Source organism: Streptomyces thioluteus (assembly GCF_039535865.1).
Map to the genome: position 1 here is coordinate 17,305 of NZ_BAAAXZ010000101.1, position 15,378 is coordinate 32,682.

The following is a 15,378-nucleotide window of genomic DNA, read 5'->3' on the forward strand; positions in this document are numbered from 1 at the left end:
GCGAGGGCGCGCGCCCGGCGGGCCGGGTCCTCGTACGCCTGCCGGATCAGCGCCAGCGAGGCGGGCATCACGACGGCCGCCGCCCCCGCCCTGGGCGATGCGCGCGGCGATCAGCCAGCCGATGCCGGGCGCGAGGGCGCAGCCGAGGGACGCGAGGGTGAACAGCGCGACGCCCACGGTGTAGGCGCGCCGGGCGCCCGCGCGGTCGGCGAGCGCCCCCCGCGGAGAGCATCAGCGCCGCGAACATCAGCGTGTAGGCGTCAACGACCCACTGGAGTCCGGTCATTCCGCCGTGCAGGGACGAACGGATCGCGGGCAGCGCGATGGTGACGGCGGAGACGTCGATGGTGATGACGGTGAAGCCGAGGAGGGAGACGATCAGTGCGGCGGACGGGGACGGCGCCCCGGGGCGGCCCGCGGGAGGCGCGGCCGCCCGTACCGGGTGCGGGGCGGTGACGGACGGTATGCCGGACTCGTCCGACGACATGGGAACTCCTTCTCCAGGAGGGGCAGCGGCGCCGTACCACAACGCCGCTGTGGCCACAAGGGAATCGACGCGGCCGCGCCCCGCCGCCCCGGCCGCCGCGGACCCAGGGGGCGCACGGCGCCGGGCCGCGGCCGGGGCGGCGGGGCCGGCCGCGTCGATTCCCTTGTGGCACAGCGGCGTTGTGGTACGGCGCCGCTGCCCCTCCTGGAGAAGGAGTTCCCATGTCGTCGGACGAGTCCGGCATACCGTCCGTCACCGCCCCGCACCCGGTACGGGCGGCCGCGCCTCCCGCGGGCCGCCCCGGGGCGCCGTCCCCCGTCCGCCGCACTGATCGTCTCCCTCCTCGGCTTCACCGTCATCACCATCGACGTCTCCGCCGTCACCATCGCGCTGCCCGCGATCCGTTCGTCCCTGCACGGCGGAATGACCGGACTCCAGTGGGTCGTTGACGCCTACACGCTGATGTTCGCGGCGCTGATGCTCTCCGCGGGGGCGCTCGCCGACCGCGCGGGCGCCCGGCGCGCCTACACCGTGGGCGTCGCGCTGTTCACCCTCGCGTCCCTCGGCTGCGCCCTCGCGCCCGGCATCGGCTGGCTGATCGCCGCGCGCATCGCCCAGGGCGGGGCGGCGGCCGTCGTGATGCCCGCCTCGCTGGCGCTGATCCGGCAGGCGTACGAGGACCCGGCCCGCCGGCGCGCGCCCTCGCGCTGTGGACGGTGGGCGGCTCGGTCGCCCTGGCCGCCGGGCCGGTGCTGGGCGGGCTGCTCACCGAGACGGCCGGGTGGCGGGCCGTCTTCCTGCTCAACATCCCCGTGGGGGCGGCCGCCCTGGCGCTCCTCGTCCGCACCGCGCCGTCCCCGCGCCGGCCCCGGTCGCTCGACCCGGCGGGGCAGGCCGCCGCCGTCCTCACCCTGACCGGTCTGACCTTCGCGGTCATCGAGGGCGGGCACGCGGGCTGGTCCTCGCCCACGGCCGTCGGGGCGCTGGCCGTCGCGGTCCTCTCCGGCCTGGCCTTCGTCGTCGCCGAACGGCGCCACCGGGAGCCCATGGTGCCGCTGGGCATGTTCCGGCAGCGCGGTGTCGCCCTGCCGCTGGTCGTCGGCTTCGCCTCGAACTGCGGCTTCTACGGCGTGGTGTTCCTGCTCGGCCTCTACTACCAGCAGCTGCGCGGCATGTCGGGACGGCGGCGGGGCTGATGTTCGTCCCCCTGTCCGCGGTGATCACCGCGGCGAACCTGCTGTCCCCTCGTCTGGCCGAGCGGCTGGGCCGCCGCCCGGTGATCCTGGTGGGCCAGGCGGTGCTGGCCGGGGCGATGTTCGCGCTGCTGCCGCTGGGGGAGAGCACTCCGGTGTGGCAGGTGGTGCTCCTGCTCGTCCCCATGGGGGTGGGCGGCGCGCTGGCGATGCCCGCGCTCACCGCGCTGCTGATGGACGCCGTCCCCGCGCACCAGGTCGGTACGGCCTCGGGGCTGTTCAACGCCGTGCGCCAGACCGGCGGGGCGCTGGCCGTCGCGGTCTTCGGCGCGCTGGTGGCGGGCGACGGCGAGGACTTCGCGCTGCCGGGCCTGCGCACCAGCCTCGTCGCGGCGGGGACCGCGCTGTGCGCGACGACGCTGCTGACGGCGTGGGTGTTCGCCCGCGAACGGCGGTCCGTCGCGGGATAGACGGCTCCCTCGGACACGCCCTAGATCGCTCCCTTGCGCGTCAGCTGGTTGAAGCAGAGCCAGCCCGGCAGCACCGGCAGCCAGAACGTCAGCAGGCGGTACAGCAGCACCGCGGGCGTCGCGATGTCCGCCGGAAGTCCCGCCAGGGTCAGCGCGCCGATGAGGACGCCCTCGACCGCGCCCACGCCGCCCGGCGTCGGCGCGGCCGAGCCCAGCGCGTTGCCCGCGAGGAAGATCACCGCGACGCTGGCGTAGCTCATGTCCCCGCCGAAGGCCCGGATCGAGGTGTCCAGGCACATCACGAACGCGGCGGTCAGCAGCAGCATGCCGCCGATGCCGTTGACCAGCTTCCGCGGCCGCTGGAGGAGGTCCAGCATGCGCGGCACCACACCCGCGAACAGCGACCGCACCCGCGTCGAGACGAACTTGCGCAGGAACGGGATCGCGGTGACCACCAGCACCAGCACCGCCGCCGTCAGCAGCCCGCCGATGATCGTGCGGGACGGCGGCAGCGGGGACGACGTCCGCTCGGTGCCGGTGATGTAGCCGAAGGTCAGCAGCAGCAGGATGTGGGCGGCCAGGCCGAACAGTTCGGAGGCGCCGACGCTGGCCACCGCGAGCCCCGGCCGGATCCCCGCCCGTTTGCAGGAAGCGGGAGTTCAGCGCCACGCCGCCGACCGCCGCCGGGGCGACCAGCTTGACGAAGGACCCCGCGACCTGGGCCATCACCGTCGCAGGAAGGGCACCTTCTCCGGGACGAAGCCCAGCAGCCGCATGGCGGCCGCGAAGTAGCTCAGCGCGGAGAACGCGGCGGCCGCCGCGACCCAGCCCCAGTTGGCCTGCTCGACGATGTCGCCGAACCGGACGTGCGAGAGCTGCGAGAGCAGGAAGTACGCGGCGATCGCGCCCGCGATCGAGCTGATCAGCGTGCGCGGCCGGATGCGCTCCAGCCGGACGGGCTCTATCGGCGCCTGCGGCCGGATCAGCAGGACCTGACGGCGGATCTGGGCCAGCAGGTCCTCCTCGCGGGCCTCCTCGGCCGCCTCGTCCAGGGCCTGCTTCTCCGCCTTCCGCTCGGCCTTCTTCTCGGCCTTCTCGGCCTTGAGCGCCTTGCGGGCGTCGGCCTCCCCCGAGCCCCGCTCCGCGCGCCTCGCGGGCCCGTTCCTCCTTGGCGAGCCGGGACGCCTCCAGCACCGCGTCCCGCTCGCGGCGGGAGCGCTCGCGGGCGATCCGGCGCAGGGTGGCCCGGCTGGCGCGGGTCAGCGCCATCGGCTGGAGCAGCGGCAGGCTGTCGGCGACCGCGTCCGGGCCGAGGACGGAGACCGCCGAGGCGACCACGCGCTCGGCGCCGACCCGCAGGCCGAGGGTGGTGAGCAGCTGGGCGACGTCCATCCGCAGGACGATGTCGCCGGCCGCGATCTCACCGCCGCGCAGGTCGGTGAGGACGACATTGCCGGAACGATCCACCAGGAGCGAGTCGCTGTCGAGCCGGCGGTGGGCGATGCGCCGCGACTGGAGGGCCTCCACCTGGCGGAAGGCGCTGGCCAGCAGCTCGTCGGTGAGCTCCTCGTCCGGGATGGTGTCGAGCCGGCGGCCGCCGATGTGCTCGTACACCAGCATCACCGCGTCCGGGCCGAGCTCGGAGGTGGCGATCAGCTTGGGCGCGTTGGCGCCGGCGGCGATGGCCGCGTAGGCGAGCAGCGCCTCCTGTTCGAGGGCCTGGCGGAGCGACTGGAGGCTGCGCCGCTGGGTGAAGGCGCGCAGCGCCAGGCGCTGGTAGACCCGGTAGAAGAAGCCCTGGCCTGCTGCTCGCGGTCGACGACGGTGACGTCGAGCGGCGGGCCGTCCTCCAGGGTGACGACGTAGCGCCGGCCCCGGTCGTGGGACTCGGTGTCGCCCGGGTCCTCGGTGCGCAGGGCGGTCACCGGCCGGAAGCCGACGCGGCGCAGGCCGTGCAGCAGGTGCTGGCCGGTCGGGCGGACGTTGGGGGAGCCGACGGCGTAGAGCGTGCCGTAGGCGACGGTCCAGCCGATGAGCACGGTGATGACGATCGAGAACGGCGTCGAGTAGCCGTTGACCACCACGGCGAAGGCGTCCAGCAGCAGCACCGCCCACATGGCGACCCGCCAGCGCGGGCGCCGGGACATGCCGACGGCCGTCATGTAGGCGATCACGGGGGCGAGGTAGCCGTGGACCGGGTCGGTCACGCCGGTGGGCGTGGTGCGGGTGAGCGCGTCCCGGATGGTCTCGGGGGCGGCCTCGGCGACCCAGAGGGCGGCGCCCAGGGAGACGCCGTGCGCGAGGACGGCGGCCAGGACGCCGTCGGCGATGCGCAGCCCGTCCCGTTTGATCAGCCGCTCGACGGCGAAGGCCACCGGCACGATGAAGATCGCGATGTTGGCGGTGAGCCCGGCGAGGTTCGCCAGCGTGGCCGGTGCGTGGCCCGCGCTCTCCTTGACGTCGGCCTCCAGGCCGGACGTGGTGGCGTGGGCGAACGCCGCGAGGGCGAGGACGAGGGCGATGCCGACGATCCCCAGCAACATGCGCACGAGGTCGGCGGGGCGGTGGACGCGGGCCGGCAGCAGCGGCTCGTCGCCGGAGACCTTGTCGATGTGGACCTCGCCGTCCTTCGTCTCGGGGGGCTGTGCTTCGCCCTTCCCGGGCAACGCGCGGGGGCGCGCGCCTCCTCAGGAGGCCCCGCGCCCTGCTCGTCCGTGTCTTCCTGGTCTTCTCGTTCTCGTATCACCAGAGTCACCGCCCGGAAGATGGTGGCATGGCCCGGCCGGGCAAGGGTGTATCAGGGTGCATTTCGGGGGCGCGGACATCGGATCGTACGCCCTGTGGTCGGGCGCCGCACTCCGGGTGATCCCGGCAGGTCCCGGCCCGCGGGCGGCGGGCAGTATGGACCGGGTGACCGACGAAGCACTGCCCGAGTACGCGGAGCGGGTCCTGGCCGTCGCCGAGACGATTCCGCCGGGCCGCGTGATGACCTACGGAGACGTGGCCGAGTGGCTGGGCGAGGGGGGCCCGCGGCAGGTGGGCCGGGTGATGGCGCTCTACGGGGGCGCCGTGCCGTGGTGGCGCGTCGTCCGCGCGGACGGTGCCCTGCTCCCCGGCCACGAGCGGGCGCGCCCTGGAGCGCTACCGGAGGAGGGGACGCCGCTGCGTTCCGCCGGCCCGGCGGGTCCGTTCCGCATCGCGATGGCGCGGGCGCGCTGGGACGGCGTCCCGGACGGTTCGCGTGGTGCGGACGGTGTGAAACGCGACACCTGATCCACGGTGCACCCGGGCCACCCCGAACGGATGAGGTGCTCGAACGCCCGGGGTGACTCCCGGGACGATCTGCGCCCCGCCCGTCTCCTGGCGTAGCGTCGGGACCGCCCTTACGCCCCGACCGCCCCCGTCACCGACCAGGACCCGTACCCACGTGAGATCCCATCCCCCCTCCGGCTCGTCGCGCCCGGACCGCCCGGAGCACCGGCGGACGCTCCGGACGGCGCCGGCGCGTACCGCCTGGTGCGCACCCCGCCGGGTCCCGCGGTCCCCGCACGGCTGGACGCGGCGCAGCGCGCGGTGTTGAGCACGGCTCCGGGCCGCTGCTGGTGCTCGCCGGGCCCGGGACGGCAAGACCACCACGCTCGTCGAGAGCGTCGCCGAACGGGTGCGGCGGGCGCCGGCCCCGAGCGCGTCCTGGTCCTCACCTTCAGCCGCAAGGCCGCCGTCGAGCTGCGCGACCGCATGGCGGCCCGGCTCGGCGGAGCCCGCGCCCGCAGGCGACCACCTTCCACTCGTACTGCCACGCCCTGGTCCGCGCGCACCGGGACGCGGGAGCCCTTCGGCGAGCCGCCGCGGCTGCTCTCCGGCCCCGAGCAGGACGTCACCGTGCGCGACTGCTGGCCGCCAGACCGAGCTGGAGCGCGAGGGGCGCGGGGCGGTGCGCTGGCCGGACGAGCTGCGCGCGTGCCTGACCACGCGCGGCTTCGCCGACGAGGTGCGCGCCGTCCTCGCCCGCAGCCGCGAACTGGGCCTGGGGCCCGGCGAACTGGCCGACTTCGCCGAGCGCACCGGCGCGGCGACTGGGCGGCCGCGGCCGCCTTCCTCGCCGAGTACCTCGACGTCCTCGACGCCCGCGGCGTGCTCGACTACGCGGAACTGGTGCACCGCGCCGTCCTGCTCGCCGAACGGCCCGAGGTAGCGGCGGACCTGGCCGCGCGCTACGACGCGGTCTTCGTGGACGAGTACCAGGACACCGACGCCGCGCAGGTGCGGCTGCTGCGCGCGCTGGCCGGCGGGGGCCGCCCGCTGATCGCCTTCGGCGATCCGGACCAGTCCATCTACGCCTTCCGCGGCGCGGACGTGGGCGGCATCCTCGACTTCCCGGACGCCTTCCCGCGCCGCGACGGCACGCCCGCCCCGGTGCGCGTGCTGACCACCTCGCGCCGCTCCGGCGCCGCGCTGCTGGCCGCCACCCGGCTCCTCACCCCCGGATGCCGCTCACCCGCCTCCCGCCGCCGCCGTCCGCGCCCACCGCGACCTGACCGCCGACGCCCCGGCGGCCGGGTCGAGGCGTACACCTACCCCACCGCAGGCGACCGAGACCGACAACGTCGCCGACATCCTGCGCCGCGCCCACCTGAGGACGGCGTCCCCTGGGGCGACATGGCCGTCCTGGTCCGCGCCGGCTCCCGCTCCCTGCCGGTGCTGCGCCGCGCGCTGACCTCGGCGGGCGTACCGGTGGAGGTCGACGGCGACGACGTCCCGCTGCGCCACGAACCGGCGGTGGCGCCGCTGCTGACGGCGCTGCGGGTGGTGGCGGAGCAGGTGGCGGCGGGCAGGGTCCCCGACGACGATCCCGACGCTGCCGCAGCCCCCGCGTCCCTCGCCCCCGAGACCGCCCTCGCCCTGCTCACCTCGCCGCTCGGCGGCATGGACGGCACCGACCTGCGCCGGCTCGGCCGCGCCCTGCGCGAGGAGGAACGGGCCGCCGGCCGGACCGTCCCCCGGCCCTCGACGTGCTCGTCGCCGAGGCGCTCGCCGAGCCCGAGCGCCTGGTCGCGCACGACCCGGCGTACGCCAAGGGCGCCCAGCGCCTGGGCGCGCTGCTGCGCACGCCCCGCGAGCGGCTGGCGGCCCGGCGGCACCGCCGAGACGCCCTGTGGGCGCTGTGGACGGCACCCCCTGGCCCGACCGGCTGCGCCGCGCCGCGCACCGCGGCGGGGCGGCCGGACGCAACGCGGACCGCGATCTGGACGCGGTGTGCGCCCTGTTCGAGACCGCGGCCCGCGCCGAGGAACGCGTCGGCGGCCGGGACGTCCTCAACTTCCTGGACGAGCTGGAGGCCCAGGACATCGCCGCCGACACCCTCACCCGCCGCCCGGTGCGGACGGACGCCGTCCGGCTGATGACCGCGCACCGCTCCAAGGGCCTGAGTGGCGGCTCGTCGTCGTCGCCGGCGTCCAGAGGGCCTCTGGCCCGACCTGCGCCGCCGCGGCTCGCTGCTGGAGGCGGACCGCATCGGCCGCGACGGCCTCGCCGAACCCCTGCCGCCCGGCGCCCTCCTGGCCGAGGAACGGCGGCTGTTCTACGTGGCCGCCACGCGCGCCCGGGAGCGCCTGGTCGTCACGGCGGTCAAGGCGTCGGCGGAGGACGGCGACCAGCCCTCCCGCTTCCTCGCCGAACTCGGCGTCGAGCCGGTGGACGTCACCCAGCGCCCCCGGCGGCCGCTCGCCGTCGCCGCGCTCGTCGCCGAGCTGCGGTCCACCACCGTGGACCCCGCCGCGTCCCCCGCCCTGCGGTCCGCCGCCGCGGCCCGCCTCGCCCGGCTCGCCGCGCTGCGCGACGAGGAGGACCGGCCGCTCGTCCCCGCCGCCGACCCCGACCGCTGGTGGGGGCTGTACGAACCGACGCACAGCGGGGTGCCGCTGCGCGACCGCGAGCGCCCGGTGGCGCTCTCCGGCTCCGCGCTCGGCCAGCTCGCGGACACCTGCTCCCTCCAGTGGTTCCTGGGGCGCGAGGTGCGGGCGGAGGCCCCGGCCGGCCCCGCCCAGGGCTTCGGCACGTGGTCCACGTCCTCGCCGACGACGTCGCGTCCGGCCGCACCCCGGCGACCTCGCCGTCCTGATGGAGCGCCTGGACACCGTCTGGGACGCGCTCGCCTTCGATGCCCCTGGAAGTCCCGCAGGAGAAGGAGAACGCGCGGGCACGCCCTGGAACGCTTCCTGCGCTGGCACGTCCTGGAACGCGGCCGCACGCCGGTCGCCAGTGAGCACCCCTTCGACGTCACGCTGAAGGCGGAGCAGTACCTGGTGCGGGTGCGCGGCTCCATGGACCGCGTGGAGAGGGACGAGGCAGGGCCGGGCGTACGTGGTCGACTTCAAGACCGGCAGGAGCCCCCGAGCGCGCGCGAGGTCGCCCGCCACCCGCAGCTCGCCGTCTACCAGCGCGACTGGCTGCGCGGCGAAGCTCAGGGACGACGGGTTTCCCGCGACCGTCGAGGTCTGGGAGACGGGGACGGACGGACGAGCGGCGGCGAGGCAACGGCGCGCCCCGCGGTCTTCGCGAGTGGCCCTCCGGGGACGACGACGCCGCCACGGTCCTGGTCTACGGCCACCACGACCGTCCAGCCGCGCCCGCGAGGACGGCTGGCACACCGACCCGTTCGAGCCCGTCCTCAAGGACGGCCGGTCTCTACGGGCGCGGCGCCGCCGACGACAATGCCAGTGTTCTTCCACACGCTCGGTGTCCGCGCGCACTGGCGGCCCACCGAGGCCGGACGGCCCCGGCCGTCAACCTCAAGCTGATCGTCGAGGGCGAGGAGGAGTTCGGCTCCCCGAACTTCCCCGGCCCTGATCCGCCGACCAGCGCCGACCGCCTCGCTGCGACAGCGTGATCGTCTCACGACACCGGCATGTGGTCCGAGGACACCCCGACGGTCTGCACCGGCATGCGCGGACTCGTCGAGTGACCAGATCGACCTGTACGGCCGGACCAGGACATCCCACTCCGGCTCCTTCGGCGGGCCGTGCCAACCCGGCCACCGAGGCCGCCCGGCTGGTCGCCGCCCTGCACGACGATGACCGTCCGCGTGGCGATCCCCGGCTTCTACGACGGCGTCGTGGAGCTCACCGACCAGGTGAGCGCGAGCTCTTCGCCGAGCTGCCCTTCGACAGGAGCGCTGGCGGCGCACCGCGCACTCGCACGCCACGCTGGGCGAGGCCGGCTTCACCACCCTGGAGCGCGTCTGGGCCCGTCCCACCGCCGAGGTCAACGGCATCGGCGGCGGCTACCAGGGCCCGGCGGCAAGACGATCGTGCCGGGACTCGGCCCGGCTGAAGCTGTCGTTCCGCTCTAGGGGTGGCCGGCCAGTGACACGGACCGGATCCTAGCAGGCGCTGCGTGCGAGTGACGGCACCGATCCGACTCCCCGCGGCAGTTCCAGTCACGGGATCACGTTCACATACGTGGGCCACACCGCGCCCCTGTCTGACGCCGCGGGATCCCACCCCGCGCCTCCGTCCGTCGTCCGGGCTGCATGGTGCCGAAGCGCCTTTGTCGGGCAGCAAGATGCCGCTTCACCGCGAGGGCGGCTCCTGGCCCACGCCGCCGTGTACCTCGCATGGACGTGTCCTGGCGTGGGACCCCGGGCTGTCCTCGGCATACTCGTGGCCTCGGACGGGCGCTGGCACGCGTCCCGAACGAGGACACGGTCGAGCTCGGACCTCACTCATGAGAAGGGTCGCGTGTGATGACCGCGGCCCACCTCTGGGTCGACCTCAGCCGCGGCGCTCGGGCCGGCGGACTGAGCGGGCCGCAGCTCGTGCCCAGACGCACCACGACCATCACCACAGGGGGAGTTGGAAGCAGCCGTGACCACCTGGACCGCATTCCCGGCCGACCGTCCCATCACGCTCAGCGGCGCGAGCGGCATCGACCGACGCCGCGCACCACCGCCTGGACGAGGCATGGCTGGCGGCGGTCCTGGAGCCACCCCTCGACCGGGTCTTCGTGTCTCGGGGACAGGCGCTGATCGACGACACCCCCGACGGCGCCGTACGGAGCTGGTGATGACGCCGGCCTTCGAGGCCCCCGTCACCGAGACGCACCGCTACTTCCTCGGCCAGGACGAGGACGGGGTGGCCTACTTCGCCCTGCAGAAGGACACCCTGGCCCCGGCCGCATGGACCAGTCGGCGCGCCCGGCCGGGCTGCGCGAGGCGGGCCTGCTCCTGTCGCCGGCGGCGACGCCGGCCTGCTGGTGCACGCGGTGGCCCCTGGAGAACTGGCAGCGGCTGCACCGCTTCTGCTCGCGCTGCGGCGAGCGCCACCGTCATCGCCGCGCCGGTCACATCCGCCGCTGCCAGTGCCTGCGGCGCCTGAGAGCACTCACCGCGGACCGACCCCGCGGTGATCATGCTGGTCACTAGGACGACCGGGACGCGCCACTGCTGGGCCGCCAGATGCCACCTGGCCGAGAGGGCCGCTTCTCACCACGCTCGACCTGGCTTCGTCGAGCCGGCGAGTCCATCGAGCAGGCGGTGCGGCGCGAGCGCTCGCCGAGGAGGCCGGCGTGGTGGTGTGGCGAGGTGGAGTACGTCGCCAGCCAGCCCTGGCCGTTCCCGCTCCAGCCTGATGCTGGGCTCCGGGCGCGTGCTCGTCTCCCTACCGAGATCCAGCGTGGACGGCACGAGGAGATTCCACGAGGCGCGCTGAGGTTCTCCGGGAAGAGCTGCGGGCCGCGTTCAAGTCCGGGGAGGTGCTGCCTCCCACCGGAATCTCGATCGCAGCCCGGCTGGTCGAGCTCTGGTACGGCGAGCCCCTGCCGTAGGCGGAGTGCCGTAAGCGGGGGTCAGACGCCCGACCCGATCTTGGCCTTGACCTGGGCGAGAGAGGGGTTGGTGAGCGTGGAGCCGTGCGGCGTAACAGCAGGGTCGGCACCGTCTGTTGCCCCTTGGCCTTCTCTCATCGAAGACCGCCGACTCCGGAGTCGAGCTCGATGTTCACCTCGGTGCGTGTGTGCGGAGGGGTTTTTACTACTCGATGCCTCCCTCTACCGAATTAATGAGCGCTCATCTGGCTAAAAGAAAAGAAGAAAAAAGGACTGCTGAGGCGCTACGCATGTAGCCGCACCGGGTGGTGCTGTAGCATCGGTCACGGCGACTATGGGGAGCTCCTAGATCGTTGCTGTGCGTGGGGAGCCGCTGCCTCGCGGATGGTCAGAACGTGCTACCTTTCCCCGCATCCGGCCAGCATAAGTGACGAGCCGACAGGGCGGCTCCGCTGTGGACACACGTCCGGTACTGCCTCACCCGAACCTGGCAGCCATGCGCGGTGGTGACATCCCAGCATCGCGCACCACCCTCTTCCCCCAGGTGTCCGTGAGTACCGCCGACGCCGTGCTCGACGGTGCTCGACCGCAGCAGCGTGCGCGTGCGGTCGCTGACGCGCTCGACGGCCGCGTCTGCGTGCTGGCCGGCGTCGTGTTACGGGCCAAGACCAGCGCGCATCACCCACCGGATCGCTGATCATCCGGGGTCCGCTCCGCGGCTGCTCCAGCACCCGGCGAGTGTGCTCGCGTCACCTGTCACCAACGCGCGTGGCAGGGCGATGAAAAATTTGCGCTGCCGGCTGCGCCAGCTGCCGGCGCCGCCTGGCGTCCAGGCTCGACCTTCCACTCGGCCGCCTGCGCCAGACACTCCAGTATCTTCTGGACACCAAGGCCGTCGGCGGCCAGCTGCACCCCGGCCGCTCGAGCGCAAGGTTGTCCAGCTCGTCGCCGAGCGCACGCGGCCCGCTGCACGGGTCCGCCTCGACCGCATGCGAGCTGCGCGTGACACCACCGGCCGAGATCGAGTGGCCAAGAGTCACCACAGACCGTCACCCGAGGAGTATTCCGCGCCGCCGTGTCGTCCGTGCTGCTTGCCTGCGCGAGGCTCGTCGACACACGCCGAGATCGGGTGGGCCAGTGTCTACGGCGTCATACGAGCAGCTCTAAGCGCGAGCGCGGATGTGATCGACTTCCAGGACGTCCTCGCTGCTGACCGTCGGCGCTCCTCCAGGACCGGCACGACATCGCTGCGAGACGTCCGCCACGCCAGTACCGTCACTCGTGGTCGACGAGCTACCAGTGTGACGTCTAGCCCCTCCAGCAAGCGAGCTCTCTGGAGCATCTGCTGAGGGAGCGCGACAGCTCGCGTGCGTTTATGCGTGCGGTCTGGCTGACGCCGAGCCAGACGATCTGATCCCTTCACTCTTTCGGCGCGACCCGGCGCACCACCTGCTGAGACTTCCGCACCCGCCACACGCCACGTCGTCCGCTCGTCGTCCGCGACTCACGACTCACCCCCAGGTGGTGCGCGCTGGCCAACGGCTCCTCGCCCAGGCCCGCGCCGCGCCGCCGACGCACCGCCTAGAGAGCTGAGTCTCGCCAGCGCGAGAGCGGCACCGCCGAGCCGGCCTACGCGGAGTTCGCCGACAGAGCGGTCCGAGGCCGAGGCCGTCGCCCGCGCGCGTCGCGCGAAACCTCATCGCCTCCGGCGTGCCGCGGCGAGATCGCAGTGTGTGTGCTCTACCGCATCCAACGCCAGTCCGAGGGCTACGAGACGAGGCCCTCGCCGACGTGGGCGTGCCCTACCAGCTGGCGCGCGGCCGAGCGCGTCTTGTCGAGCGCGCCGAGGTCCGCGAGGCGCAGGTGCTGCTGCGCGGCGTCGGCCCGGGCGGCGCGACGCACGACCCCCGGCTGCCGCCGCGGAGCGGATCTGGCCGACGCAGGTCCGGCGCGTCTTCTCCACCCGAGCGCGCACGCTGACGCCGAGCCGCCTCGCTCGGCTCGGGGTCGTGCGGTCCGCGACCAGACTGGGAGTCCCTCGCCGCCCTCAGTGTGCGGCTCGCCTGCGAGGACGTTCGCCCGCGTCCCGTGCCCTCGGCGCCACGCTCGCCGACCTCGTCACCGAGCTGCAGCCGAGCGACGAGGCGCAACACACGCCTCGCCACGTCGAGGGTTGTGACGCTCGCCTCGTTGTGCTACCTGCCGTGCCAAGGGCTGCGCAGTGGGACGCACTTTCTCGTCTATGCTTCTATGGTCGGCTCACCGAGGCATGCTGCGATGACACCTACACGCACGAAGACGGACGAGCAGATCGAGGAGGAGCGCCGGCTGCTCTACGTCGGCGTCACCGCGGCCCGCCGCCACCTGACCCTGTCGTGGGCGCTCTCCCGGGCGCCGGGCGGGCGCCCCTCCCGTCGCCCCAGCCGCTTCCTGTCCGCCTGCGGCCGGGCTCCACGGACCCCCGCCGCGCGCGCACGCCGGACGCCACGGGTCCGCTGGGCCACGTCTCGTACGGATCGGGCTCGTCCGGCTCCGGCGTCCGCTCCGGCGACGGCCCGCCCCCCGGGCGCGGCGCAGACCGGTGCGCTGCCGCGTCTGCGGGCGCACCCTGACCGACGCGGGGAGATCAAGCTGCTGCGCTGCGAGGACTGCCCCAGCGAGCTGGACGAAGGGCTGCACGAGCGGCTGCTGGACTGGCGCGCCTGGGCAGGCCGAACGGCTCGGCCAGCCCGCCTTCTGCGTGTTCACCGACAGAGACGCTGCTGGCGATCGCCGAGGCCGCGCCGGGAACCGAGGCGGCAGCTTTCTCGTCATCTCCGGTGTGGGAAGGCGCAAGCTCGGCACGTTCGGGCCGACGTCCTGGCGCTGTGCGCCGGCCGCGAGCCGGGTCGTGCGAGGGCTCGGAAATCTCTCCGGAAAAATATTTGCGTGCGCGGAGGGCATACCCATAGCCTTCCGAGCATGGAAACGACGGATCCTTAACGGATCACGCCGCGGCTCCGTGCTGTTACTCGGAACCGAAGATTTCGACGGATCCGCGCGTCGTCCCGAGACGCCGAGAGGAGCTGAGTACCATGATTTCAGCGTCATCCCCGCACTAAAAGTGACGGACGATTCGCAGATACGCCCGTGCTTCGCCATGCGTCCGCTCGGCCTGCGCGCGCGTCGACGCTCCGGATCCGGTGTCGTCCTCGCACGGTCGTCGTTCACGTCACGGCACCGGTCTGTGCCTCCATCGCACTCGCCCGCCAACGCGCCGCCTGAGGGAATGAGCGACCGGTACCAATGGCGCCACCCGCAGCGCAATGGCGGCAGAGGCACAGTTCACGCTTCGCAGCAGAGACCTAACCGCGCGGGTGGTGAATCCCGGACGACGCAGTACCAGCACCACACGAGGTGCGCCTTCCGTGGGGCTCGAACCCTGGAGAGATCCGAGCCTGATCGGCTAGATCAGTCGCACCTCCTAGGGCCAGCGGAACAACACCGGGATAGCCGCGCCCTTTGCTTGCCCCCAGCCGGGGGAAACCAGCCCGGCCACCAGCTCGGACAACAGACGAGGAACACCAACCGTGCAGATCAAGGCACACACCCCGTCAGTAGCCACCGACCTGATCCCCCCGCCGTCCCCCGGAGGACACCTTGACCCCCCTGACCGCGCTCACCGACCTCGACGACGCGATCGAGAACCCTGGGCACCCCGCCGTGCCGCAGCTCTACGACCCGGAGGTCTTCTTCGCCGAGTCGCCGGCGGACGTGGAGTACGCCAAGTCGCTCTGCCAGACCTGCCCGCTGGCGCGAGGCCTGCCTCGCCGGCGCCAAGGACCGTCGCGAGCCGTGGGGCGTCTGGGGCGGCGAGCTCTTCGTCCAGGGCGTCGTCGTGGCCCGCAAGCGCCCCCGTGGCCGCCCGCGCAAGAACCCGGTCGCCGCATGAGTCTCCCGGCACGATCGACCTCCCCCTCGCGCACGACCCCACGAAGCAGGACCGGACGATGCACCACACGGTCCCCCGAGCCCGCCGGCTCCGCCCTCCCCGCACGCACCACCTCCGGCGCGATCACCTCGCGTCAGAACAGGAACCTCGAAATGCAACTCATCCCAGAAGTCCTGGCCCGTGCCCATATGCACGAGGGCAGGGCCGTCCGGCTCGCGGCGGCCCGGCGCGTGCAGCGCCGCGCCGAGCGGGCTCGCTGCGCGCCCGACGGGCATTGGCCTGGCCTGATGCAGCACTAGGCCTTCCGCCGAACGCGACTTTGGTGAACCGGGGCCGGTCCGAAAGGACCGGCCCCCCGGTGCGTTCGGGTGCGTTGAACCCTCACGAACCGTTCACGGGGATATCGTCTGGGAGTGGACCAGAAGACGCCTGATTCAGCGCAGTTGGACCCTGAGGCCACCGGCACCACCCTCA

General features: G+C 73.6%; 8 protein-coding genes and 9 pseudogenes. 11 read left to right on the plus strand and 6 right to left on the minus strand.

The annotated features are described in order from the left end of the window. Positions 1-67: 67 nt before the first annotated feature. The gene (locus tag ABD794_RS13080; RefSeq protein ID WP_344963250.1) at positions 68-487 is read right to left on the minus strand and encodes a hypothetical protein; all 420 of its coding nucleotides are present in this window, start codon (positions 485-487) and stop codon (positions 68-70) included. A 327-nt stretch (positions 488-814) separates the two neighbouring features. Between ABD794_RS13080 and ABD794_RS18955 the strand changes: the two are divergent. Beyond that, a pseudogene (locus ABD794_RS18955) lies at positions 815-2,150 on the plus strand (MFS transporter). Between the two features lie 20 nt (positions 2,151-2,170). Here ABD794_RS18955 and ABD794_RS13100 read toward each other — a convergent pair. Continuing rightward, positions 2,171-4,693, minus strand: a pseudogene (locus tag ABD794_RS13100) (lysylphosphatidylglycerol synthase transmembrane domain-containing protein). A 358-nt stretch (positions 4,694-5,051) separates the two neighbouring features. Between ABD794_RS13100 and ABD794_RS13105 the strand changes: the two are divergent. Next, positions 5,052-5,423 carry an MGMT family protein gene (locus ABD794_RS13105; protein ID WP_344963256.1) on the plus strand — a complete coding sequence of 124 codons (372 nt, stop codon included), beginning with the start codon at positions 5,052-5,054 and terminating at the stop codon, positions 5,421-5,423. A 300-nt stretch (positions 5,424-5,723) separates the two neighbouring features. Beyond that, positions 5,724-6,479, plus strand: a pseudogene (locus ABD794_RS13110) (UvrD-helicase domain-containing protein); the annotation flags it as partial. A 5-nt stretch (positions 6,480-6,484) separates the two neighbouring features. On the opposite strand, the gene ABD794_RS13115 reads toward ABD794_RS13110, so the two are convergent. Both ABD794_RS13115 and ABD794_RS13120 read right to left on the minus strand, forming a co-directional pair. Then, positions 6,485-6,619, minus strand: a complete 135-nt coding sequence (locus ABD794_RS13115; RefSeq protein WP_344963267.1) for a hypothetical protein — start codon at positions 6,617-6,619, stop codon at positions 6,485-6,487. A 25-nt stretch (positions 6,620-6,644) separates the two neighbouring features. Then, complete coding sequence (locus ABD794_RS13120; RefSeq protein ID WP_344963268.1) at positions 6,645-6,920, minus strand: hypothetical protein; 276 nt, start codon at positions 6,918-6,920, stop codon at positions 6,645-6,647. Positions 6,921-7,162: 242 nt separating this feature from the next. On the opposite strand from ABD794_RS13120, the gene ABD794_RS13125 reads away from it, so the two are divergent. The 4 genes and pseudogenes from ABD794_RS13125 (at position 7,163) to ABD794_RS13140 (ending at position 10,973) form a co-directional block, all read left to right on the plus strand. Continuing rightward, positions 7,163-7,552 (plus strand): hypothetical protein, encoded by a 390-nt coding sequence (locus ABD794_RS13125; protein ID WP_344963270.1) that lies wholly within the window; start codon positions 7,163-7,165, stop codon positions 7,550-7,552. Between the two features lie 183 nt (positions 7,553-7,735). Beyond that, positions 7,736-8,551 (plus strand): annotated as a pseudogene (locus ABD794_RS13130) (PD-(D/E)XK nuclease family protein); the annotation flags it as partial. Next, a pseudogene (locus ABD794_RS13135) lies at positions 8,514-9,838 on the plus strand (M20/M25/M40 family metallo-hydrolase); the annotation flags it as partial. The pseudogenes ABD794_RS13130 and ABD794_RS13135, both read left to right, overlap by 38 nt. Positions 9,839-10,015: 177 nt before the next feature. Beyond that, a pseudogene (locus ABD794_RS13140) lies at positions 10,016-10,973 on the plus strand (NAD(+) diphosphatase). A 21-nt stretch (positions 10,974-10,994) separates the two neighbouring features. Here ABD794_RS13140 and ABD794_RS18960 read toward each other — a convergent pair. After that, a pseudogene (locus ABD794_RS18960) lies at positions 10,995-11,155 on the minus strand (thioredoxin domain-containing protein); the annotation flags it as partial. Positions 11,156-11,523: 368 nt separating this feature from the next. Between ABD794_RS18960 and ABD794_RS13150 the strand changes: the two are divergent. Further along, positions 11,524-11,670: a hypothetical protein gene (locus ABD794_RS13150; protein ID WP_344963259.1), complete on the plus strand. Its 147-nt coding sequence runs from the start codon at positions 11,524-11,526 to the stop codon at positions 11,668-11,670. 1,070 nt (positions 11,671-12,740) lie between these two features. On the opposite strand, the gene ABD794_RS13155 is transcribed toward ABD794_RS13150, so the two are convergent. Continuing rightward, a complete protein-coding gene (locus ABD794_RS13155) occupies positions 12,741-12,875 on the minus strand; it encodes a hypothetical protein (protein WP_344963261.1) in 135 nt (44 codons plus the stop codon). 375 nt (positions 12,876-13,250) lie between these two features. Here ABD794_RS13155 and ABD794_RS13160 point away from each other — a divergent pair, with 375 nt between their 5' ends. The 3 genes and pseudogenes from ABD794_RS13160 to ABD794_RS13170 form a co-directional block, all read left to right on the plus strand. After that, on the plus strand, positions 13,251-13,955 hold the full coding sequence (locus ABD794_RS13160; protein WP_344963262.1) for a 3'-5' exonuclease: 705 nt from the start codon (positions 13,251-13,253) through the stop codon (positions 13,953-13,955). Between the two features lie 587 nt (positions 13,956-14,542). Then, a pseudogene (locus ABD794_RS13165) lies at positions 14,543-14,904 on the plus strand (WhiB family transcriptional regulator). Between the two features lie 58 nt (positions 14,905-14,962). Further along, positions 14,963-15,184 (plus strand): annotated as a pseudogene (locus ABD794_RS13170) (hypothetical protein); the annotation flags it as partial. Positions 15,185-15,378: the final 194 nt, after the last annotated feature.